Origin of the sequence: Bacillus sp. AFS055030, from assembly GCF_002574545.1 — a bacterium.
Lineage (GTDB): Bacteria > Bacillota > Bacilli > Bacillales > Bacillaceae_G > Gottfriedia.
Genome location: NZ_NUGT01000024.1, coordinates 1 through 24,616, shown reverse-complemented (window position 1 = coordinate 24,616; position 24,616 = coordinate 1). Strand labels below are relative to the sequence as shown.

General features: G+C 31.9%; 17 protein-coding genes and 1 riboswitch. Of the genes, 9 read left to right on the top strand and 8 right to left on the bottom strand.

Going from position 1 to position 24,616, the window contains the following annotated elements:
* Positions 1-34: 34 nt before the first annotated feature.
* Positions 35-136, bottom strand: a riboswitch (purine riboswitch).
* A 73-nt stretch (positions 137-209) separates the two neighbouring features.
* Both CN925_RS11110 and CN925_RS11105 read right to left on the bottom strand, forming a co-directional pair.
* Positions 210-776 (bottom strand): HD-GYP domain-containing protein, encoded by a 567-nt coding sequence (locus CN925_RS11110; RefSeq protein WP_098846301.1) that lies wholly within the window; start codon positions 774-776, stop codon positions 210-212.
* A 19-nt stretch (positions 777-795) separates the two neighbouring features.
* Positions 796-2,244 carry a BglG family transcription antiterminator gene (locus tag CN925_RS11105; RefSeq protein WP_098846300.1) on the bottom strand — a complete coding sequence of 483 codons (1,449 nt, stop codon included), beginning with the start codon at positions 2,242-2,244 and terminating at the stop codon, positions 796-798.
* A gap of 378 nt (positions 2,245-2,622) precedes the next feature.
* Between CN925_RS11105 and CN925_RS11100 the strand changes: the two genes are divergently transcribed.
* The 5 genes from CN925_RS11100 (at position 2,623) to CN925_RS11080 (ending at position 9,233) form a co-directional block, all read left to right on the top strand.
* The gene (locus CN925_RS11100; protein ID WP_098846299.1) at positions 2,623-3,102 is read left to right on the top strand and encodes a hypothetical protein; all 480 of its coding nucleotides are present in this window, start codon (positions 2,623-2,625) and stop codon (positions 3,100-3,102) included.
* A 248-nt stretch (positions 3,103-3,350) separates the two neighbouring features.
* Positions 3,351-3,572 carry a heterocycloanthracin/sonorensin family bacteriocin gene (locus CN925_RS11095; protein ID WP_098846298.1) on the top strand — a complete coding sequence of 74 codons (222 nt, stop codon included), beginning with the start codon at positions 3,351-3,353 and terminating at the stop codon, positions 3,570-3,572.
* A 175-nt stretch (positions 3,573-3,747) separates the two neighbouring features.
* Positions 3,748-5,694: a putative thiazole-containing bacteriocin maturation protein gene (locus CN925_RS11090; RefSeq protein ID WP_098846297.1), complete on the top strand. Its 1,947-nt coding sequence runs from the start codon at positions 3,748-3,750 to the stop codon at positions 5,692-5,694.
* Positions 5,691-7,634 (top strand): TOMM precursor leader peptide-binding protein, encoded by a 1,944-nt coding sequence (locus CN925_RS11085; RefSeq protein WP_098846296.1) that lies wholly within the window; start codon positions 5,691-5,693, stop codon positions 7,632-7,634. Before CN925_RS11090 ends, CN925_RS11085 begins: the two co-directional genes overlap by 4 nt.
* A gap of 24 nt (positions 7,635-7,658) precedes the next feature.
* A complete protein-coding gene (locus CN925_RS11080; RefSeq protein ID WP_098846295.1) occupies positions 7,659-9,233 on the top strand; it encodes a SagB/ThcOx family dehydrogenase in 1,575 nt (524 codons plus the stop codon).
* 275 nt (positions 9,234-9,508) lie between these two features.
* Here the strand turns inward: CN925_RS11080 and CN925_RS21315 are convergent, their stop codons facing one another.
* On the bottom strand, positions 9,509-9,676 hold the full coding sequence (locus CN925_RS21315; RefSeq protein WP_180232933.1) for a hypothetical protein: 168 nt from the start codon (positions 9,674-9,676) through the stop codon (positions 9,509-9,511).
* A gap of 409 nt (positions 9,677-10,085) precedes the next feature.
* Here CN925_RS21315 and CN925_RS11075 point away from each other — a divergent pair, with 409 nt between their 5' ends.
* On the top strand, positions 10,086-10,865 hold the full coding sequence (locus CN925_RS11075; protein WP_098846313.1) for a M15 family metallopeptidase: 780 nt from the start codon (positions 10,086-10,088) through the stop codon (positions 10,863-10,865).
* A 325-nt stretch (positions 10,866-11,190) separates the two neighbouring features.
* On the opposite strand, the gene CN925_RS11070 is transcribed toward CN925_RS11075, so the two are convergent.
* On the bottom strand, positions 11,191-12,411 hold the full coding sequence (locus tag CN925_RS11070; protein ID WP_098846294.1) for a helix-turn-helix domain-containing protein: 1,221 nt from the start codon (positions 12,409-12,411) through the stop codon (positions 11,191-11,193).
* A gap of 408 nt (positions 12,412-12,819) precedes the next feature.
* Here CN925_RS11070 and CN925_RS11065 point away from each other — a divergent pair, with 408 nt between their 5' ends.
* Positions 12,820-16,974 carry a S8 family serine peptidase gene (locus CN925_RS11065; RefSeq protein ID WP_098846293.1) on the top strand — a complete coding sequence of 1,385 codons (4,155 nt, stop codon included), beginning with the start codon at positions 12,820-12,822 and terminating at the stop codon, positions 16,972-16,974.
* 136 nt (positions 16,975-17,110) lie between these two features.
* Here the strand turns inward: CN925_RS11065 and CN925_RS11060 are convergent, their stop codons facing one another.
* The 4 genes from CN925_RS11060 to CN925_RS11045 all read right to left on the bottom strand — a co-directional run bounded on the left by CN925_RS11060 (position 17,111) and on the right by CN925_RS11045 (position 22,500).
* Entirely contained in the window at positions 17,111-19,132 is a 2,022-nt protein-coding gene (locus tag CN925_RS11060; protein WP_286138327.1) for an acyltransferase family protein, read from the bottom strand.
* A 250-nt stretch (positions 19,133-19,382) separates the two neighbouring features.
* Positions 19,383-20,255 carry an anti-sigma-V factor RsiV gene (gene rsiV, locus CN925_RS11055; RefSeq protein WP_098846291.1) on the bottom strand — a complete coding sequence of 291 codons (873 nt, stop codon included), beginning with the start codon at positions 20,253-20,255 and terminating at the stop codon, positions 19,383-19,385.
* Positions 20,256-20,279: 24 nt separating this feature from the next.
* Positions 20,280-20,765 carry an RNA polymerase sigma factor SigV gene (locus tag CN925_RS11050; RefSeq protein WP_098846290.1) on the bottom strand — a complete coding sequence of 162 codons (486 nt, stop codon included), beginning with the start codon at positions 20,763-20,765 and terminating at the stop codon, positions 20,280-20,282.
* Positions 20,766-21,201: 436 nt separating this feature from the next.
* The gene (locus CN925_RS11045) at positions 21,202-22,500 is read right to left on the bottom strand and encodes a polysaccharide deacetylase family protein (protein ID WP_098846289.1); all 1,299 of its coding nucleotides are present in this window, start codon (positions 22,498-22,500) and stop codon (positions 21,202-21,204) included.
* 537 nt (positions 22,501-23,037) lie between these two features.
* Here CN925_RS11045 and CN925_RS11040 point away from each other — a divergent pair.
* The gene (locus CN925_RS11040; protein WP_098846288.1) at positions 23,038-23,793 is read left to right on the top strand and encodes a DUF2087 domain-containing protein; all 756 of its coding nucleotides are present in this window, start codon (positions 23,038-23,040) and stop codon (positions 23,791-23,793) included.
* Between the two features lie 20 nt (positions 23,794-23,813).
* Positions 23,814-24,179 (top strand): GIY-YIG nuclease family protein, encoded by a 366-nt coding sequence (locus tag CN925_RS11035; protein ID WP_098846312.1) that lies wholly within the window; start codon positions 23,814-23,816, stop codon positions 24,177-24,179.
* Positions 24,180-24,616 lie beyond the last annotated feature (437 nt).

Below are 24,616 nucleotides of genomic sequence, written 5' to 3'. Positions count from 1 at the left end.
TAACACATTTTGAGTCTTTGATTCACAAGAGCTAGACAGATGTGTTACCACTCATAGTCGGTAAATTTACGGTTAACCGGTAGAAACTTGTGAGCCATATCCTCACTATTATACGAGTGAAATTTATAATTTTAATGAAACTATAACATGTTAATAGATTCTGGTCTAGCAATTAATAGGTGTAAATTATTAGCATTATTGTATATTACTTAATATAGTTTACGTATAAACTTAGTGAACTCCTTTACTAATTCTCGGTCATAAACAGTATCACTTTGTTTTTGAATTTTTTTTAAAGAGAATTCAATCGAACCTTTCTTTCTGTAACAACGGTCATTGGTTAATGCATCAAAACTATCAATGATCCTAATTATTTTTGAATTAAAATCAATTTCGTTATGACATAAACCTTCATAGCCAGTCCCATCAATATTTTCGTGATGATAACGTACAGCATTTAAAATATCATCATGATATGAAAAATCTTTTAATAAATCATATCCATAAATTGTATGATTCCTCATTAGATTCCACTCGAAATCAGTAAGAGGTCCTCTTTTTGAAACAATAGAAATTGGTATTTTAAGCTTACCAATATCATGTACATAACCAATAAAATGCAATTGATTGGATTTTTGTAAAGAGAGATCTAAATATCTACTGAATTTATAAGACATTTCTCCTACACGCATCCCATGTAAAAAAGTATCATGATCAAGTTTCCTTAACAGATTGACTATCTTATTTGTGGCTAATGTTTGCCTTTCTTTTATCATATAATCACCTTTTTAGTGCTTATTTAAAATGAAATTCATTTAATAAATGGGCAATATGATTTATATCGCGCTTTGAAAGAGTAGAACTAATTACCACAATGGGAACGAGATCTAAATCAATTTGAAAATCAGCAATAATAAAGTCCAAACGTAATTCACTAATCGTTTCAGGGCTAAAATTGGCGCTTCGGGGTTCAACAAATTGGATTGTATCTCCAAATTCTTTTATTAGTTTTACCTTTATATAATGTTGAACGCCATAACCCTCACTACTTAATAGCAGTACTCTTTTTTTTTCTAAAGATAATTTATTGATGATTGCTTGAATATTTAATGTGATTTTAGCAATTACTTCATTATTTACTTCTGGGTATGAAAGAACATTACACCAATTACGAAATACAGTTTTTACTTTATTAAATAACTCCGGATAACGATTTTTAACGTATTCAGAAATGAGACAAGATCGATCGATTCTACTGTTTAAAAAAAGAACTTGGGAAAAGGCTTTAAATTGTTTTTGAAGAGTGAGAATAAAATCATTTTGATCATGTAATTCTATACTAAGATTTTTTTCGAGCATCCTAACGAGCTCGTATAATTCAATATATTGTTTTTCTGATTTTTTATGGTAGCTATTTAATATTTTATCTTGAGGTTCATTATCGCTAGAAAAATAAGGGGATGCAGATATTACTATTGAAAGAGCGTATATTTCATTTAATGGTATTGTTACTTTATAAATTTTTTCAATCTGTATGCATATAGAAGTTGCAACTAAAAAAAACTTCGAATCCTTTATATTGTTAGCAGGATTTAAATCCAATTGTATATCCCGATCGATTCTTTGAAGCATCGTACCAACATAATAAATAAGTCGATAGATCGTAGGTGTAAATATAAGTAAATTGTTTTCATTTGCTGACCTTGTAACTACTTTTTTTATGATAGAAAACGATATGGAATCATAAGGCCATTTATTCGTATGGGAATATAGATCATACAATACGTCACAACATAAGATTCTTTTTTGAAATTCATTACCTACAATTTCAAGAGGTGCCCGCTTTAAACTTAAGTTATAAGACTTCAATAAAGTGTCTACTCGTTCGAGAATTTTATAAACAGTATTGTGATGTGTATATAAAACTTTTCCTAAATCACTAATGTGTTCAATCTCTTTGATTAAAATAAACATGATTACTTGAAGTGATAAAGAGTTTTTAACAAAAAGTGCCCGAACTTGATCAAGCGAGGAATTAATTGGATTATTTATATAAATTCCTTTTCCTTTTATCGTTTCAATATGCCAACCTTCAGGGAAAGTTGCATTGATAAATTGTATATCAGTTCGAATTGTTTTCTCAGTGCAATTTAAATTTTTAGCAAGTTCCTCCGTTTTAAACCATTTTTCTTGACTACATAAAATGTCGATTAAGTGTAATCTTCGTAAACTAGCCTTATCCATCTCATCTCCTACTTTGATCTAGAATAAAATTTTTACTAACAAACTATCTATTTTTGTGACAATAATCACAAAAAGTGTTGTTGAGATAATGTTTTCAAAATTATTTTAAACTTTGATGATGAATAAGGATATGACAACTTTTACCGTTAAAAACGGTAATAAATATTAATTGATCGATAATTTCTTTTTAGATTACGTATGGTATACATTGTTATATGAACTGACTATATTAACTGCTTTTACCTATAGAAACGGTAAAAAATAGCATTTAAAACGCTATTAAGCAATACTATAATTTACTTTGAAAAGGTGTTCGTTCACTGTTTTTCGGATCTGATCAGAAATGTTGCTCTACAAGTGGAAATGAGGAGGGTGATGATGGGGATTGTTTTACTTTTTTTTATCCTAGGAAAACTTTTACTAGTTCAGTCTATGTTACCTAGTCGGATTACATTGTTAGGATTATTATTTAGTCTATTTATTATCGCTTTGCTATATTTACTTCCAACCTTTTTAGAATTCAATAAAAGACAACGATTAATAGGTTATAGTTTTACTTCAATAGTGGTTGGAACTATTTTTTTTACCTGTACTATTTATGAAAGATATGCTGTTTTTGTATTTTCTACTCTCGAACAAACAGAAGAAATCACCAATACTATATTCTCTTTTTTTATGATAAAGGACTTACTTTTCATTATTGATATTCTATTATTACTATACCTCCTACTAATCAAAATACCCAAAATAAAGCCAGCGCAATTAATTTTTGGAAAAGAAAACAGCAGAAATAAGAAAGAAATTAAGAAGCTATATTCATATGAACCTCTTAATAACATTAAATTTAATGAAGATTAAAGATAAAAGATTTTAACTGATGAAAAACCTCACTTTAGATGTGAGGTTTTTTTGTACGCAATCAGGTCATCGTTTTACTAAGGAGTAATAAATTGGGCAATTGAATCGGTAACAATGCCCAAGTCTTCAACATATTTTATTGTTGAGAGTCTGCGTTTTAGTAGATTCAAATTGAGGAATCGTATTGATTTTATTTAAATACGGTATGTTTTTATTCGCTTTCAAATTTCATGTCGGAGGTTATAAAAATGTATGATTTTCAAAGAGAACTTCAACAATTAAACGTTGATCAATTTCAAGCTAGTCAAGCAGTTCCATGGGATTATAATCAGTATCAAAATTACGATGCTAGAGTTTGTTTTGCTTGTTTCTTCCCTATTTTTACTTGTTTTGGATGTGGAGGCTGTTTCCGTTGCGGAGGATGCGGAGGCTGTTTCCGTTGCGGAGGATGCGGTCGCTGTCACCGTTAATTGTACTGTTTCATAAAAACTATTTGTCCATCTAGACAAACATGGCCCCTACTAATCTTTGTAGGGGCCATCTAGTTAGGTTATGACATAAGGAATACAGAATATACATAGGATTATGAAGAAAGTATTTATGAATTTCAATGTACAACTCACTGGATCGAAGGGGTTGAAAAAGATGTCAAAATTGGATCCATCAGCACGTCTAAAGGTTAATCGAGATACTTTTTTTGTACCTGATTTGAATGGAGGTGTTTATTTTAGGAATAACTTAAGTTCTTTTCGGATGGAAGGTGCATCTATTTACCAGTGGATTGAAAAGTTACTTCCTATGTTTAATGGTGAACACTCATTAGAAATTTTAACAAATGGCTTGCCTGACCAATATCGAGAAAGAGTATATGAAATTGGTGAGATTTTATATAACAATGGCTTTGCACGGGATGTAAGTAAGGATCACCCACATCAATTATCGAAAGATATTTTAGAGAAGTATGCAAGTCAAATTGAGTTTTTAAATTGTTTTGGGGATTCTGGTTCTTATCGTTTTCAAACTTATCGCCAATCCAAAATATTGGCAATTGGTTCTGGATCAATTGTCACTTCGTTAGTTTCAGCATTATTAGAGTCGGGGTTAGCAAAATTCCATCTTTTAATAACGAATACGGAAAATACAGATGAAAAACGAATAAAAGAAATTGTAGACAACGCTCGGAGAACTGATCGTGAAGTCGAAGTTGAATTTATTAAGAGAAAGAAGCTTTCTTTACAAGAAATTGTATCTACTTTTGATTCGATTTTATACGTATCAGAAGATGATCGTGTTTATGAACTGAAATTGCTAAATGAGATTTGTAAAAGAGAGAAAAAAAGGTTTATCCCAGCCATTTCTTCTCCAAAGATTTGTATGGCTGGACCTCTAGTGACTCCAAATTCTGATGTTTGCTTCGAGTCGGCATGGAGAAGTGTGCATCAAAACATACTTTGTGAAGAAGAAACGAACCAGCCATTGTCTTCTATGACATCAGCAATGTTGGCAAATATAATGGTGTTCGAGTTATTTAAGGATATTACAAAGTCACGCGAAACAGAAAAGACTAATCAAGTTTATATTATTAACCAAGAGACGCTGGAAGGCAGTTGGCATTCATTTTCTCCTCACCCGCTAGTGGACGGGAAAGCGAAAGCTAAGATTGTTCGGAATTTTGCTGAATTGTTAGAGCAAACCAAACCTATAGGTGATCAAAGTAAGTTATTAACTTACTTAGGTCAGTTCAATTCACAAGAAACTGGATTATTTCATGTTTGGGATGAAGGTGAATTAAATCAACTTCCTTTAGCGCAGTGTCGGATACAAGTTGTAGATCCTCTTACAGAAGGACCAGTAAAACTACTAACGAGTACGATTTGTACTGAACTAACGCATGAAGAAGCACGAAAAGAGGCAGGACTTACTGGGGTTGAAATGTATGTATCTCAAATAGCTCATCAACTTATTATGAATTCTGAGTCAGATGTCATAGAGTGTATTGAACCTGGGGAATACATCGCAATAGCTACTGGTCAAACTTTTTCAGAAAGTATTTGTAGAGCTCTGCAAAAATATTTATCAAATAAGCTGGATAAACAAACGGGTGTTCAGAAACATCATATTCAGGAAATAAAAACGATAAAAATAGAAGATGATTGTGCAAAATTTTATTTACAAACAATAAACACAATACAGGAATCTCCAAAAATAGCATTAGGAAAAGAGATTTGTGGATTTCCAGTAGTCTGGATTGGAACACAAAAAGGCTGGTTTAGAAGTGTTGGTTTAAATCTAACAATGGCCCTACAAGAGGCACTAAAACTAGTACTTAAGGAATCACAAAATAAAACCCCACTACTTGCATCAAAAGCGATCCAAAGTTCATCAGTTTTAGTGGAAGAACAGCAAGTATCAGAAATGATGTTCCTAGAATTTAATCGTACTAAACATACTCAATTAGTAGGATCAGCTATAGATAGTTTAAAACAGAATAATAAGGAATTAGTAATATTGGAGTTTATGCTTGAATCGATTAATGTAGATGAACTTGCGGGAGTTTATGGTGTCTTGTTAAGAGAGGTGAGCTCGATTTGAATTCAACGGTTGCCATATTTGGAGAAGGATTATTAAGTAAGTACACATCTGAAATCCTGATAAATAAATATAAAATAGTTCAACAAAAAGATCTAGCGTCGAAAGTTTCTGAGGATACTAGTTTACTACTTGTTTTAGATGACGCATGGAACCCTAAAATTTATGAAAAAGTAGATGAAGTCTTCAAATTAGGAACAGTTCCATGGTTACGCGCTTGTGTTTCATTTGGGGAAGGGGTAATCGGACCTTTAGTCTATCCAGGACAAAAAGGATGTATAAAATGTGCCGATTTTAGACGTTTAATGGCTGGTAGAGAGCGTAGAGAAATGCTAGAAATAGATCATCAGATAGTAGAATCTGATGGAAGGTCAGATGATGTATGGAGTACAAGAACGGGACTTTTACAGATGGCTTACTTAATTGCTGCTGAAGTAGATAAATTTATGAATGGTAAAGAAACTCGTCTAGAGGAACGGATCTTTTTATTAAATATGAAAACATTCAAAAGCTCTAATCACTTTTTTTTACCGAATCCGTTATGTCCGGTTTGTGGTGAGTTAGAAGATGATTCTGCTGATTTAGCAATTATTTCACTTGAGCCTAGTATGAAAGTTTCTCCAACTAGTTATCGTAGTCGCTCGATGGATGAATTAAAAAAAGTGTTAGTTAATGACTATTTAGGCCAAAAGACTGGTTTTTTAAATGGGAAGGCATACGATCTAACCACGCCATTTGCAGATGTAGTTGTAAACCTACCGTTAATACAAGGGGATGAAGGAACAGCGGGACGTACGCTCTCATATGAATCTAGTGAATTAACTGCCATTTTAGAAGGGTTAGAAAGGTATTGTGGCCTTACTCCACGGGGAAAAAAAACAGTAGTACATGATAGTTATAACAACGTAAAAGATTATGCAATGAATCCAGAAAGTGTCGGTACTCATTCGAAAGAACAGTATGCTCTGCCTCATTTTCCATTTAAGGCGTTTAATCCTAAACGGAAGATTGATTGGGTATGGGGTTATTCATTTATGAAGGAAGAGCCGATTCTTGTACCGGAGTTGCTTTCATACTATAGTCTAGGATGTGGACGCGGTTATGTGTATGAAACTTCCAATGGATGTGCATTAGGAGGTAGTTTAGAAGAAGCTATATTTTACGGTATTTTGGAAATTGTTGAACGAGATTCATTCCTAATGACTTGGTATGCTCAGTTACCCCTTCCAAAGCTTGATCCAAAATCGGCTAATGATCAAGAACTCGATTTAATGATTGAACGAATGCGCTTAGTTGGAGGATATGATCTACATTTATTTAATTCGACGATGGAGAATGGAATCCCAAGTATTGTTGCCATTGCAAAAAATCGAAAAGAACATGGATTAAATCTCATTTGTGCTGCAGGTGCACATCTTGATCCAGTTAGGGCGGTTAAAAGCGCAGTACATGAGTTAGCTGGAATGATGTTAACATTGGATAAAAAGTTTGAAGAAAATTATGCCCAAATTATGAAAATGCTTTTAGATCATAATCTCGTTAAACAAATGGATGATCATGGGATGTTATATGGGTTACGACAAGCAGAAGATCGTCTGAAGTTTTTATTAGATGATAACCGTCCATTAAAGACTTTTGAGGAAGAATTTAAATGGGATACAAACCATCTGGATTTGACGAATGATTTAAAAGATATTCTTCAAGTATTTAAGCAATTAAATCTTGATGTGATTGTAGTCGATCAAACTACACCTGAAATCAAAAGAAATGGATTATCTTGTGTAAAAGTTTTAATTCCAGGGATGTTGCCTATGACATTTGGCCATCATCTAAAACGATTAAATGGACTTGATCGAGTGTTAAAAGTACCTGTTAAATTGGGCTATACGAAGAAGCCGCTAAAGCCGGAGCAGCTCAATCCATATCCACACCCGTTCCCATAAGTGGTGCTATAGGAGGTGATTGGAATGAGTTTACAAACATTTCTACACAATCTTCATTTTGATATCGAAAAGGCTAATCAATCAGATTGGGAAGTAGATTGGGAGGATGCCCCACTAACTTATAAGCTTTATAAAGATTTACCTACTATTCCACTTTCTCTTAACGTGCCACTATCCTTAAAAGAAATCAGGAACGCATCTGAGCCAAATATAGACGAAATTGGCTATTTTCTATGGTATGTATATGGATTAACCCAAGTTGCTCAAACAGCAATTGCTTCTGGTTCCAATGAAATGGTTAATATGATGTCTTCAAACAGAAGATTCATTCCTTCTGGTGGAGGATTGTATCCGAATGAGTTGTATTTATATTTGAAGTCCGAACATGTCTGTTCAGGGATCTATCATTATGATGTTGCTAGACATTGCTTAGTTTTATTAAGAGAAGGAAATTTTGATTCTTATGTGTCAAGAGCTTTAGGAGATAGATGCGATCTTCCAAAGTGTTTTTGTACTATTTTTATTTCAACAATGTTTTGGAAAAATTTCTTCAAATATAATAATTTTTCTTATCGTCTTCAAGGGCTAGATTGCGGTGTGCTAATTGGACAGATTTTAGAGGCGGCTAAACGGTTTGGGCTTAAGGCTGGAGTATATTACCAGTTTCTCGATCAAGCAATCAACCATTTAATCGGCATAAACGAACGTGAGGAAAGTGTTTACGGAATCATTCCACTCTCTATTGAAGTAACTAGCTTGATGTCTAAAGATAATGCAAAAAGTAAACATCATTATTCAATCGATCTAAGTAAAGAGTTACAAGCAGTTTCACATAAATATTTAATAAAATCAAAAAAGATTAGAGAGTTTCCGATGCTAATTAAACTCAATAAAGTATCGATGATTGAATCGACTCAATCATTTAGAAAAGTTGACGAAACTGTTGATCCTGTAGATGAACGGCATCGAATTATATTACCTAAAGTAGAACGTCTATCCTATGATTTTGCCGCGATATGTAAAGAACGGTTTTCACCTGAGCTTGACTTTGTTTTAAGCTCTATTAGTCAAATAAAACTTGCAACATTACTTAAAGAGGCGACAGCATCCTTCTCCTATATAAATGATTTAGATCGATCCTTTAAAAATAGTAAGAACAGGCCAAAATTATATTTATGTTTGTATAACGTTGAAGGGATTAACAATGGAGCTTATTATTATGATGATCGTACTCATACGCTAGTACAAATGAAATTAGGAGATCATCGTATACAGCTCCAGTCTGGAATGAATGCCCCTACCGTTAATTTATTCCAAGTGCCAATTTGTATACATGTAATGGGTAATACGGAACATTTAAAATCAACACATAGTTATAGAGGCTATCGAATTCAACAAATGGAAGCTGGCATAATGGTTCAGCGTTTACTAATAGCCGCATCAGCATTAGGAATGGGAGGGCATCCACTTCTTGGATACAATACAAAATTATGCGATGAGATATACGGATTAGAAAAGATGGGAAAAACGAGTTTAATTCAAATCCCAATCGGTCACTATCGGAATCGACCTTGGCTAAAAGGAAACTTGCATAGTTAATAAACCTTAAAAACAAGAATACTATTTGGTATTCTTGTTTTTTTTGTTCTATTTTACAACATAGTCATTACGAATTATTGATAAAAGATGAATTCACCAAACCTAATACTGGCGCGGGTTAAATGCACAATCGACATGAACTCGACATACTAAAGTCTCGTAAATTAGATGGAATAGTTCTTTTGAATTAAAATTCTATCGTATAATGAAGTAAGGTATTATTGGAATATAATAAAAAACCTTCAGAGAAGAAGGTTTTTTATTATCGGGAATATTTAACGTAAAAATCCCCAAAGAAGAATTGGTGTTATTAAAAAAGTATAAAGTAAAAACTGAAGTATAATAATCGGTGCAATTTCTTTAAAATCATCGGCCCAGAATTTAGCAATACTAGCTGTTATAGCTAGTTCTAATAAGGGGCCAAAACAAATTAGCCATTTCATAATTTTATTCTCCTATATATAGATTCTTAAATGTATTAGTCTTTTTAGTAAAATACTTCCAAAATATTCTGTTTTTTGTTTATCGAGTAAATTATATTAACACAATTTTTTAATTGTTATAAATACTATTTATTAACATAACATATTATTAAAAAAAATGTCAGATTATAAAACTTTTTGTATAATTAAATCGTCTAATTTTTAGTAAAACAAATTTTATTATTTTTATGGTTAGTTTTTGTTTGATCTTAAACGATGATTATTTAGTAGTTTGATTATAAGATTTCGTGACGATACTAGAGTAAACAGAACGTAATTAATCGCCTATCAAATTCTTACGACAAAAACCAATTAAAAAAGCGAAAAAGTATAGAAATAATGTAGGAGGAGATAAATATTGTTCAGAAGTATGAAAAATCGTAGAAAAAAACCAATTTTGGGGATTGCAATTTCTTTCGTTTTAGTAGCTGGTGTTGCAGGTACTCTTTATGAACAAAACAAAGAACCTAAAACAATTGTTATTAAAAAGAATGCCAAAGTTAAAAATGATATGGTACTTAGTTTTCCAGATTATTATAAAACGACAAAAGAAGATGAATCTGGATTATTAGAAGTTTTAAACGTTGATTCAAATTTAGTGTTAGTGAATAAAGATCGAAAGTTACCAGATGGTTATGAACCAGGTGATCTTATCTATCCATCAATCCCATTAAATGGGGCAATAAAAGAAAAAACTAGAATGAGAAGTGAAGCTGGACATGCATTAGAGAAGTTATTTGCTGGTGCATCAGCTGATGGTTATACATTAACAGCAATTTCTGGATATCGTTCGTATGATCGACAAGTTTCATTATACAATAATTATCTTTCTGTACACGGTGAGGAATGGACTAAAGCATACAGCGCATATCCAGGAACGAGTGAACATCAAACTGGACTAACGATGGATGTTTCATCACCGGCATTTGGTAATAAGTTAGAAGTAGGTTTTGCCAAAACGCCTGAAGGTACATGGTTAGCGGAGCACGCACATGAATACGGCTTTATCATTCGTTACCCTGAAGATAAAGTGGAGATCACAAAATATCACTATGAACCATGGCATTTAAGATACGTTGGAAAAGAATACGCTACTTATTTATATATGAATCACCTTGCACTTGAAGAAGCGATGCCAGCTAAAAAATAATCATAAAAAACTTTTCAGACTGATTGCAACCGTTTGTCTTTCGAGGACAGAAGTCTGAAGCGAAGTAATAAAGAAGAACGCGAGCGATTATCAGAAAGTAAAAGGCATGTCTTATTAGTACGGGACATGCTTCAGTGTGTAGACAAAGTAATTCTGATTTTCAGACTGATTGCAAGCGCTTGTCTTTCGAGGCGCGAAGCCTGGTGAGGAGCGGAGTTACCTTAGACGGTAATGAGCACCGCAGACAGGCGAAGCAACGAAGAAAGCGAGCGTTTTCGGGCAGTCTGAGGCATGTCTCATTAGTACGGGACATGCCTTTTACTTTCTACTGATTTATTAATGTATTTGCCATATTTAATGCTTTACGGGTTTGTTTGCCTTTAATATAATAGTTAAACAATTCTTTTTCCGATTGATTGATTAGATAAGCGAATCCTACTTTTTTAAAAAATGGTAATGAATGATCTGCCAAATATTGGTGATATTCTTGTTCTTTTTCTAAGATTAATAAGTCTAATAAGATGAATAAATTAATAAAAAGTTTGTCATTTTTTTTGGTAGCAAGATCATACCCTTTCCCTACATATTGTAATAATTCACCTTTAGATAAAAGTTTTCCATAATAGGAACTTCGTATATATCCTTCTAAGGAAAGTAAGTATGGGATCGAATTGGAATCCTTCAATTTCATAGACTCAAAATAATATTTTTTTGCTAACTCATAATTTTTTCTTCGATAATATTCAAAAGCTAAATTATGATATACCCTTGCTTTTCGGTCCGATGATCTACAAATTTCGCAGCTTTGGATTAAGTTTTCAAATCTTTTAATCGTCTCAGAAAATTCTTCATTATCCTTAACTTGTATTAGCATAAGCATTTCGGAGTCGATTACCCTAAGATAGGAATTAATACTTTTGAAATACTGTCGGGCTTTATCAGCATAGAAGTATGCCATAACAGGAAAATCATTTGAATGATAAGCAGAAGCTAAGTGATAATAATATTCCTCATTTGCATATTCTTCAATATTAATTTTCTTTAAAACTTGAATGGCAAGTAAAGGTTCATGGTTCGTTAAGTGATAAATACCTTGCACATGTCTAAAAAGATTTCGTTCATAAGGTGCCAATTTGTGCTTTATTTTTTTAATTTCATTAATGAGCTCTTTTGCTTCACTCATTAAATTACGCATTAATAAATATCGGATGCGAAGTAATTTATATTGATTAATATGATTTGAAATTTGAATTAACTCTTCTTGCTCAAGTTCTATGTTGATTTTTTCTATTTCGTCAAATAGCTGCATTACAATAGACTGCTGCCAACTATCTATACGCATTTTAATATTTTTTAATTTTAAAATCTCATTTTCGATTTTTATTCCAAGTCGATCTGATAGAAGGGCTATAATTTCATTTGCATATTCAGTTTGAGATCTTTCTATTTTACTAATATGCGTACTAGAACAAATTCCTTTCCCTAATTGTTCTTGTGTCATTTGAGATTTTTCTCGATAATATTTTATGATTCTCCCCTCATACATAACAAATTTCTCCTTTTTGTAAGCCTTTTATTAAAAGTTTGAGTAGTAGAAAACCATTGATTCCCCCAAGTTAATCCTAAAAATTTCTATTGAATTTTTAAAAACTTTCATTCCATGCAAAATCTATCAATCAATAAATTTAGTAAAAAATGCGACTTTAATGCTAAATAGAAAAATAATTTATGATGATGAATGTCGAAAATAAGGCTCATTAAAGACAATTCGATCTGAAATAACCCCCATTTACCACGAAAAATAGCTAAATTACAATTAAATTATTAGATTTATCTAACTATTCCAATTCTAATTTTACACCATTTTTTTTATTGGAGGAATGAAATAGAGTTAGTTAATTTAATCATTTTTTTCAAACAGTTTAACTTAATCTAGTAGAAGGAGCGCATAGAAATGAAGATTAGAAATAAGAAAATGCTAAATGTAATGGTAACAAGTGTATTAACTACAAGCTTTTTTACATCTTATTTAATGCCTCAACAAAAATCTTATGCAACGTCGAACTCTGTAGAATCAATCTTAAAGGGACTGACAGATGAGCAAAGACAATCGATTAAACGTTTAACTCCTCAAGAAGGCTTTGTGATTGACCCAAGCTTATTATCCTTAAAAGATAAAACTGCAAATATTATAGTTGAACTAAAAACTTCACCAATTGAAAATGATCAAAATGGGAAAATCAAAAAGGTATCTAAAGGTAAGAAAGAAAAAATAAAAGGTGAACAAGAGTTCTTTAAAAAGCGATTAACGGAATTATGGAATAAGAAAAACGAAAAAGTGGAAGTAAATCAGCAAGCTAAAAAGAAAACAAATCAGTTTCATATTAAACAATCATTTGAAAATGTATTCAATGGAGTGGCAATGACGATTCCGACGGATCAAATTAATTTGCTTCTTCAAACGGGTGTTGTGAAACGAGTATGGAAGGATAACAAAGTTAGTGTACCGATCAAAGAGCTTTCTGTTAATTCTTCTACAAAAAATAAAAGTGTGCCACCAGCGTTACCACTTTTAGGTGTAGATCGTTTACATAACGAGGATATAAATGGCCAGGGGATTAAAGTAGGAGTTCTTGATACGGGTATTGATTATAATCATCCGGATTTAAAGGATGTTTATAAAGGTGGTTATGATTTTGTAGATAATGACTCGGATCCAATGGAATCTACACCTGCAGATTTAGCTGCTTCTGGTGAGCCGGCAGAAATTGATGGCCGTCCATTTGTTACTGAACATGGAACACATGTTGCGGGTACAATTGCATCAAACCCGCGAAATAACGTTGATTATGCAATGACTGGCGTAGCACCAAATGTTGACTTATATGCATATCGTGTTTTAGGTCATTATGGTTCAGGATATGATTCTTGGATTATTGCTGGAATTGAAAAGGCTGTAGAAGATGGGATGGATGTAATTAATCTTTCTTTAGGAAACAGTAATAATTATTCTTTAGATGCTACAGCAGTAGCGATTAATAATGCAGCTTTACAAGGGGTAGTTCCCGTGGTAGCGGGAGGTAATGCAGGTCCTACTCCAGGGTCACTAGGTTCTCCTGGTTCGTCACCATTAGCTATTACTGTCGGAGCAAGCGATGTTCCTACAGATATACCAACTGTACAAACGAGTATAGGGAATGTTTCAGTTGAAAATGAGTTAATGGCTCACGGTTTAGGAAAAGATTACTTAAATATTATTGATAAAAAATTGAATGTTGTAGATGTAGGAATAGGTGCCGAGGAGGATTATACAAATAAAGACGTAAGTGGCAAAGTGGCGCTAATATCACGTGGTACTTTATCTTTTGATGAAAAAATCCGACGTGCTCATGAAAAAGGAGCAGTAGCAGTGTTAATTTATAATAATATAGAAGAAGAGATTCCTTTCTTTTTAGGTGAAAACTTTGGTTATGTACCTACTTTTAAAATGAGTCAAGAGGAAGGGAAAAGTATTGTTGATGAGCTCACTAAGAATCCGGATGTTCAATTAAAAATGACGGATTTACAGTCAAATATGACATCTGGTGACGTATTAGCAGACTTTAGTTCCCGAGGACCTGTAAGTAATAATTTTGATATTAAACCAGATGTTGTGGCACCAGGTGTTTCTATTTTCTCAACTGTACCAGAATATATTAATAATCCTGGGGAAGAAACGGATTACTCAACTAGTTACGCGAGCATGGATGGGACTTCAATGGCTACGCCACATGTTGCGGGTGTTGCTGCATTATTACTACAATCCCACCCAGAATATACTGTTGCCGATGTAAAAGCAGCACTTATGAATACAGCCGATCCATTAAAAGGAAGAACATATCATGTAAACGAAGTTGGAGCTGGTCGAGTAGATGCTTACGAGGCAGTTCATAACACGACTTTAGTAGAAGTACAAAATAAATCGTATACATTGGATGAAAATGGTTTTAAAAAGCAAATCGATGATCTATCAGGTTCATTACCATTCGGAAGTATTACACAAACAAGCGAGGAACAAAATCGTACAACTTCAATTAATATTAAAAATTTAAGCAAAAATAATGAAACATATCATACAAGAGTAGAATTTTTAACGATTGATGAGGTTTCAAGAGATGCTAGTAAAAATGGAGTGAAACTCGAACTGCCTTCTGAAGTAACTGTTAATGGAAATGACAGTGTCAATATAGACGCCAAAGTAACAATACCAAAATCTGCTGAATTTGGCATATATGAAGGCTATATTTATGTAGAAAATGAATCGAAAACACAGGAGTACCAAATACCGTTCCACGTGAGGTATACGACAAGTGGATTTGCAAAGGTTGATTTCTTTAAGAATGCAATAACAAGTGACTTAAGTAACTTCCATCCTGATATACTACCTTTTACACCAGTTACAGTAAGATTTAACAGTGAGATGGAAAAAATCGATGTTGTTGTTAGCGATCTATCTGGAAAACCAATTGGCCTATACGGTACTTTCGATTGTGCAGGTGCAAATGTTGATACAGACTACTTAATCATGTACGGCTTTTCTGGTGATGCAAAATTATTTACAGGTGATCCAAATAAGCCATTAACACTTGAATATGAACCTTTAGATGAAGGCAAATACATTGTTTCTTATATTGGTACAGATGCTGCTGGGAAAACCTATAAAGTTGACAATGATATGGTAATTGATAATACCCCTCCAAAAGTAGTATTTGATAAAAAGACAGGCATTAATGAAATTTCCGATGCGGATTTAACAACTGAAACAAACCCAATGGATGGTAAAGATTACAAAGCTTACTGGGTCCATGGAAATGTATACGACGATACAATCGATTATCTAAAGAGTAGAGGACATGAGCTAACTCAAGAAGCAAACTCAGTTTATGCTTATCAGGATTCATCATGGCCGACAGCACAATTTTTCCCAACTAAAAATGGTGACTTCAAATTTGGTGTATTACCAGAAGAGTATGCAAATTACCCTACGAACGTAGCAATTTATACCTATGATTATGCAACAGCAGGAAACCCGGTTTTCCCTGATTTTACGATTATTAATAAAGGTGACCGATACGCAACAATTAATACAAAGTCTAAAGAAGTTACTTTAGGTTCAGAGTTTACAAGTATATTTACGATCCACAATGCGAAAAATTTAACAAGTGCTAACGCAACTATTAATATTCCAAACTATTACAAAGTTATGAGTGTAAAGCAATCGAAACAATTAGATGAGTTAATGAAGAAAAATAATTGGAGTATTCGCATTGGAAAACCACAAATAACAGAGGATACGTGGTCAAATATTACAACATTATCAGTTGATATTAAGGATAAAAAGACGAATTTACCAGTAAAAATTAATGGGAATATTGATTTGTTAGATATTAATTTAAAGGTAGTGAGCGACCTTAACTATATGAGGGAGAGTGGCTTTTATTATCAAGAGTCAACTTATCAAACAAATGAAGGGAATAAGGTTACGTTACCGACATATGCTAATCACTTTAAATTCATCGCCCAACACTCAGTTCTAGAAGGGTATTTTCACGGTGAAGCAGTTAACTTTTATAACTACGATTTAGATTATTCGAAGCTAGGTGTAAAAGCATATGTTGTAGATAAAAATGGTAAACAATATAAAGCGGATATTTCTGATCATGGCTATATGACGATTTTAAATATTCCTGCCACTAAAGATGATTATACATTCGTAGTTAGCATACCAGGACACTATCAATATAGTAGAAAAGTTAAATTAAGTAAATTAGTAGATGGAAAAATCCAAGGAATAGACTATTTCGCTTATACCGATACTGCAGCGGCAGGAGACATTAATGGAGATAATGTAATCGACATTTATGATGCAAAGCTTATTGCAAATAAAGCGCATGTAACTGGAGATAAGTTGAAGGAAGATCTAAATAAAGATGGAGTAGTTGATATTTTGGACTTCAATTATGTTGAAAAGAACTTTATGACAACAAATCCATATTTCCCTACATCTATTAAACCAGTTGAAAAAACAAGTAAATTAACGTTAGAAGAATTGAAAAAGAAATTTAACTAGAGTGTTAGATGAAAAAGCCACAAGAAACTTGTGGCTTTTCTCTGTATGATAAATAAAAAATGCACCTCCAAATTGTAGACTATGTCTACTATATGGGGTGCATTTTAAATTTACCTAGTAATCAATTCAACCGGTGTTACTTCCAAGATTCAATTGCATTTATGAGTAGTGACGCTAATGCTTTTGCACCATCTGGTTTTAAATGAACACCATCTGGAGAAAAATATGAGTTATGATTTGCGCTAGCACTATGCCAGTCTACAACTCTAGTATTTGCATATTTACTTGAAACTTCTCTTAAAGTTTTATTCACAATCGACTCCCAAGGTCTTGGTACTCGCGTGTTAACAAATAAAATTTTTCGATCTTTCCCAATTAAATCGATGAGAGAAGACATTTGTTTTGTGGTAAAGGGACCGTTTGTACCTAGTTCTATAACAACAATATTTCCAAGCGAATTTGTGTTTTTTGCTTGTTGAATGATTGCAGATGCTTCAGTAAATTGTCTTCCAATTTTAGCATTTACAGAAAGTGATGAATAGGTTTTCTTCAGTTCAGGAATTGAATTAATAACGACTGAATCTCCTACGATAAATACATTATTATTTGACACAACCGGCTTATTCGTTTCAGCGGGTTTGTTAGTATTTGGAGTTTGATTGTGATCGACACCTGACTTTGGCTCTTCATTTGTTTGACCACTATTATTATTTTGTTTACTTGTATTGTCATTGACTGGCTTTTCATCTTGATTTACTGTTTTTTCTTCATTAGTTACTGATTTTTCGTCATCATTTTGCCCAATTGGTTTGGTTGCTTGTTTATCGTGATCATCTATAGTTGTTGAAGGAGGGTTTTTAGTACCGTTTTCAACAACAGTTTCAGAAGATTGTTTTGATACGGATTGAACTGATTCAATTTCTGAACTTGCTTTTACATCTTTAGAATCAGGGAGAATAGATAGTCCAAAGCTTGCGATACCTGATAATAAAATAAATGTGGATATGATCACAATATGTTTATAAAAGAATTCTTTTAAATTAATATTTCCTGCAAGGAAGTTTTTCCAAAGTATACCTAGTTTACCTTTTCTAATTGGATCTTCAATATAGTGATAGGAAAGAGCTGCAAGAACAAATATTAATGTAATTTGACAAATTGCTCTAAACAGTGAAATATCGCCAGTGTTAACCTTAGGGGACAATAAAATAATGACAGGGTACTGCCATAAATAGATTCCATATGAACGTAATCCGATCCATTTCAATGGTTTCATTGATAGGAATCTACCAATCTTACTTGTCGGGTGAGCAAGTGCCGCAATTAGCATGGCAGATGAAATAGACAATAAGAACATTCCCCCACGATAAAGGAAACTATCATACTGATTTGTTTTACTGACCATCAGTAGAAAAATAAGTAAACCCGTAATCCCTACTAGATCAATTAATATTTTTCCAGAGGTTGTAACGTTATTTGTAAGTTTTCGGCTAGGCCATACTAAAGCTAATGATGCCCCTATTAATAATGAAAAAGCTCTCGTGTCAGTTCCATAATAGACCCTACTAGGATCACTACCAGGATGGAATAATATAGCCATCAGTAATGCAGAAACGATTGCACCAACTAATGTATACAAAAATAGTCGATCTTTATTTTTAATATATTTTAAGCCTAATAGAGTAAGGATCGGCCAAATAATATAAAACTGCTCCTCAACAGCTAACGACCAAAAATGATTTAATATCGATGGATTTGCAAAAGACTCAAAATATGAAAGGTGATGGAAGATATACCACCAATTACTGTAATAAAATATGGCAGCTACTGAATCTTGTTTTAAATTTCCGATCATTGATGATTTGAATAATGAAACAAATGCAATGACAATAAGTAGTAAGGTGAACATACCCGGTAGAAGTCTTTTTGCGCGGCGGTACCAAAAGCTTTTTAAGTCGATCCTTTGATTTGTACTCCACTCAGCAATTAATAAATCGGTAATCAAATAACCTGAAAGTACAAAAAATACTGTAACGCCTAGAAACCCGCCAGAAGCCCATGAAAAATTCAAATGATATGCAATTACAGATAAAACAGCTAAAGCTCTAAGCCCGTCTAATCCAGCCATATAACGAAACGGTTTCTTTGTATTAGACATAAGCATAACCTCTTCGTTTAAACACCTCATAAACGATTTCTTTTTTGAACAAATGTTGAGCGCTTATACTATTTAATTTCTTAATCGTCCGAACCGCGAAGTTCATTTTTAATTTCCCCTTCCTCTAATTTATCTATATTTATATAGCCTTCTTTATCTATTGGCTTTTGTTTAATGTATTTGTTTTTCAAAAAAAGAGAGCCAAATCTAATAAATTAAAAGTGACTCTTTATTCGTTTATTTAAAAAAGTTATCTAATATAATGATCTCCAACTAATACTTTTGAAATGACGTCGGTTGGAATCGTAAATTCAACCACACCCATATAACCAGGTGCAACTTCATATTTATCAAATGAAATAATAAGCTTATGATCTTCATTTATATAAAAATTTTGATTGTCTTTAATGCTTACGAAAGGATCAATTGAATAGTCAAGATTTGCTTCCGGTATCCAGTATACCTTACTTTTATCTTTTTTCATCTGTTCTTTCATTTGTTCTTTAATGTTTTCGCTAATTATTTTTACATATGATTTATCTTTAAAAAGAATCGGTAATGACAATAATATTTCCTTTTTCTTGTCAATTGTGTCAAATTTCATAGTTGTTGAGGAAGAGGCAGCGGTATTAACAACATATCTTTCGATGGACAAAATATCCTCAGTATCTGTTTTAACTTCATAACCACTATCAATTCCTAGGTGTGCACCAGAACCTTTTTTAACAGATTCTGTTTCTTTCATAAATTGATCATATAGCTTTTTATTTTCTTCTAAGTATTTGTTGTTCAAGCTTTGCTCTAACTCTTTATTTTTTAAATTTTTAACCGCAGGGACTTTTAAATTTGCCTTAAAGGTTGGCTCATCTACAGTATATTCAGTAAAAGTTAGTACATTAACAACATTTCCAAGTATTGGAACATTTGATAATGTCTTTGCAAAAGTCGAGCTAGTATTGATTGATAAAACAAATAGTGCTGCAGTTAAAAAACCTGTAATTGACTTTAAAGGGACTCTTTTTTTTATGGAACGTTTAATTGCTTTATTAACAATAATGTCCAAATGATCAGGGATAGGAACATTTTTATAGTCCGATCTTAATTTTTCTAATTTTTTATCCAACTAATTGGCCTCCCAAAAATAAATTCATTTCATTTTAATCCGGAGTATTTCTAAAGCTTTATATAAACGAGTTTTTATTGTATTTGGACTTTCCTGTAAAATTTCAGCAACTTCTTCAATTTTTAAGTCTTCGAAATACCTGAGGACAATTACAGCCCGATATTTAGTTGGTAAAGATTCTAATGATCTTTCTAAATCAATATCTGTATAATTATCATCCTGTCCTGAAGAATATAGCTCAATCGTTTCTTCATCCATTACAGTTACTTTTTTTTGTTTTCTTAAAAAATCTAATGATGTATTTACTACAATTCTATAAAACCAACTTTTTAAAGATTGTTCATTTTTTAATTTATCTTTTGAGGAAATGGCTTTATGAATAGAATCTTGTAATATATCCACCGCATCTTCTGAGTTTTTAACGTAGCTATAAGCTAACCGATAAAAATCATCTTTATTATTTATAATTAAATCTACAAGTTCCTTTTCTAAGTTAGCTTTCCCCTTCATTTAAAGAGCTCCTTTTTTGAGATACGTATCTAAGAAGGTACACATTATAAAAGACGTATACCTATTCGAAAAAGTTTTATAAAAAATAAAAAAAAATCTAGGAAATATTTACTAAAGAAAATAACCTAACCGTTTAAGAGATATGGGTCTAAATAAGTAGTATACAGATGGCATTCCTATTCGTAAACAATCTAAACACAATTAATAAAAAAAGAGCAAGGGTGCACCAAAATTCCATTAATTGGCTTTTTATAGAATAAAATGAACGAAAATAAAACAAAAAATTTTAAAAGAGAAATAAATTTATGAATAAAGTTTTGATTATTGGGGGGGCGACTAATGAAGAAGATATTCATTCAAAAACAAATGAAAAGTACTACTCTAAAATTTAAACAAACGTTTGAATAAAAAAGTAGTCGCTAAAAGCGACTACTTGCTAATTTAAACTAACAATTTTTAAATTTTTTGATTGGAGATATTCAATAATTTGTGGTAAAGCATCCAAAGAAGGTTTAGTTTCGTGAAGTAGAATGATACTTCCAGATCCAGTGTGGCTTTTAACGTAATTTACAATTGTATTCGTATTGCGATTCTTCCAGTCTTCAGTATCTTTATCCCATAAAACCATTTTAAATTGGTGTTTTTGCATTAATTCAATAGTTGCTTGGTTTTTTGCACCGTAGGGTGGTCTAAAGAGTACTGTATCTTGCTTTGTAATATTTTTTATTAAGTTATTTGTTCTAACCAGATCATCTTCTTGATTTTTATAAGATAGTTTTAAGAAGTTATAGTGGTGCATGGAGTGGCTTCCAACAGAATAACCGTTAGAATATGCATATTGTACATTTTCAGGATACCTTTGAACGTTATCTCCGATGTAGAAAAAAGTACCGCCAACTTTGTATTTCTTTAAAACATTTACTATTTCTTTCGAATATTTCGAGGGACCATCATCAAATGTAAGTGCTACGCTACCTTGTGGGATACTATAATTAATTACATTGTTTAATTTTACAGTCGGATATATTGATTGAACGGGTTTATTGATGGGTTCTTTTTTAACTGCATATCTGACATCAGGTTCATTTGTGTGTACATTCGGTTGAGATACGTTTTTGATATCATCTTTCTTTGGAACTTGTTTTTCCTGATTTGACTTAATTTTTTTCTCTGGAGATTTTGTATTTTGTACCTTTGAAACACTTTCTGCTTTTGCTGGTTTTTTTCCGCAAAATAAAGATTCTGCTTTACAAGTTTGACTCTTATAACCTATTAAGCTTATCGATAGAATACTAATAGCAGCAACAGTAAGCCAACCATATAGTTTATACTTTTTCGAATTACCCTTATTTTTTTTTGAACTGGATCGACTAATTGATAAGTAAGGTAGATCAATTAAAATTCTAAGATCTTTCATATTTTTTATAGAGTGAAGTTGCAAATGAAACTCTTCAGAACAAGAAAAGTAAATTTTTTCACTCTTATTACTGTTTGACTTCGTTACAAAACTAGTAAACTGCTTTTTATCCTCATCCCAAGTACTACATAAAGAAAGGCTAAACTTATTGTTTTCATCAAAAATAATTTTTGATTTCATAAGATTGGCCGTTTCGTTGTCAATTTCCCAATGAAGTTCTATTTCTTGATTAAATAATAGTTTTATATGCAAAAAGGATTTATCGAATTTTTTTTCGATTGATAAAAGCTCAATGTGTTTTTCATTGTTAATTGACATAACTTCCTCCTATCTTGTAAAGAAATCACTCATTTGCGTTTATTCTTAGACAGTAAAGACTGACGTAAGAATATATCCTTTGTCATACCTATTTCCTTTGTTTTCCTTAAACCATATTAGTCTAAAAGAAAAATAATATGTAAAGATTTTTCCATATTAAACTAGGTTTTTTAATTAGATTAAAATGTGTCGAATATTAAATTTACCTTACATTTTAATTGTAAAGTACTGTAATAAATTGTCAATTGAAGATTTGAAATTAGTCCTTATGGAATAAATGAATTATGTTGAAAAGAATAGAAAGAATCATTTTTAAAACATTAAATGATAAAAACGGTACCATATTAGGAAAAATGTACCTTTATGTTAAAGGGGCTTTTAAGAGATCTTTTTTATTAATTATGTATAAACAACTTGAGTTTTATAGAATAGTAAAATTGACATTTTTTAAACAATAACATAATATGTTTATAAATTAGTAAACATTTTGTTTAAATGTTTGTTTTGTAATAAACGAAAAAGGGTTGTGTTTGTTAAGTGGAAAATTTAGACGTTTTTTGGAATGCCGATATAGAAGAATTAAAACAAGGATATATCGAAGAGGAAAATCATTATTACTGTTTACTCTGTAGTAATAGAATTGAAAAAGGCATTATTTATCAAGATTCGGGAATTTTATATGAAGCCGAAAAATACATGAAAGTCCATATAGAACATAGTCATGACTCTGTTTTCGATTATTTAATCCAACTGGATAAAAAATTAACAGGATTAACAGAACATCAAAACCATCTTTTACGTCTTTTTTATCAAGGGAAGAGTGATACAGAAATACAAAAAGAAACGGGAATCGGTAGCTCTTCGACAATCAGGAATCATCGCTTTGTTTTAAAGGAAAAGGAAAGACAGGCAAAATTATTTCTTGTCTTGATGGAGCTTTTAAAAGAAAAGGATCAGCATGCGCCAAGTTTTTTACCACTTCATAAAACAGCAAAAATGGTTGATGAGCGCTATAACATTACGGAAGATGAAATGGAAAAAACTATAAAAAAATACTTTCCTGAAGGCGTAGATGGGCCATTAAAAAAATTTCCATTAAAGGAAAAACAAAAGCTTGTTGTGTTAAGAGAAATTGTGAAAAGATTTTCACCAAATAAGAATTATTCAGAAAAAGAGATAAATGAAGTACTGACAGCTATTTATCCTGATTATGTCGTGTTAAGAAGATACTTAATCGAATATGGCTTTATTGATCGAAAGTCGGATGGCAGTAGTTATTGGGTAAAAGCTTAGTAAAAGAAAGGTTGTTAAAAATGAGTAGAAAAAAAGAATTGAAAATGCAATATAAGGAAACGAAAGTTCAAGCAGGTATTTACCAAATTAAAAACATAAAAAATCAAAAAGTCTTCATCGTAAGTACTAAAAATTTAAAAACCATTAATGGGAAGAAATTTGAATTAGAGGCGGGGTCTTGTACAAATAAACTTCTTCAACAAGAATGGAATGAATATGGAAAAGAGTCATTTATATTTGAAGTATTAGAAATTTTAAAGGAAGAAGACATTAGTCCATTAGGTATCAAAGGAGATCTAAAAAAACTAGAAGAAAAATGGTTAGAAAAACTTCAACCTTATGGTGAAAGAGGGTATAACTCATATAGTAGCAATGGTAATCAATAGCAAATTATTTATTGTTGATTACGCTCGTTTTATCAATTAATTTATGTTCTTTTAGACAGTTTGACATTCAAATTTCTAGGGCTCTGTCAAACACTAAAACCACAAGAATTCCTTGTGGCTTTTTCAGAGTGTTGAAATATATTGTAGTCAATAGGAAAATTAACTGAATTTAAAGGGAAAATAATCTATTTATTATTTATTTGTCTTTTTATTGATATACAATTGGTATTGGTTGAAATATAAATGTTTTAACTAACTGACTAAAATTGAATAGATCATCTTTTTGACAATGAATATTTGTAAAGAAGTGAATGTCTTCATCATGAGTTTCGATTTAGTTTTGATGAATAAAGTGTAATTCATTAGTTCAATTCACTTTTTTATTGTTTTTAAGATTATTATTTTTCATAAAGAAAATGATTGGAACGAAAGGTTGC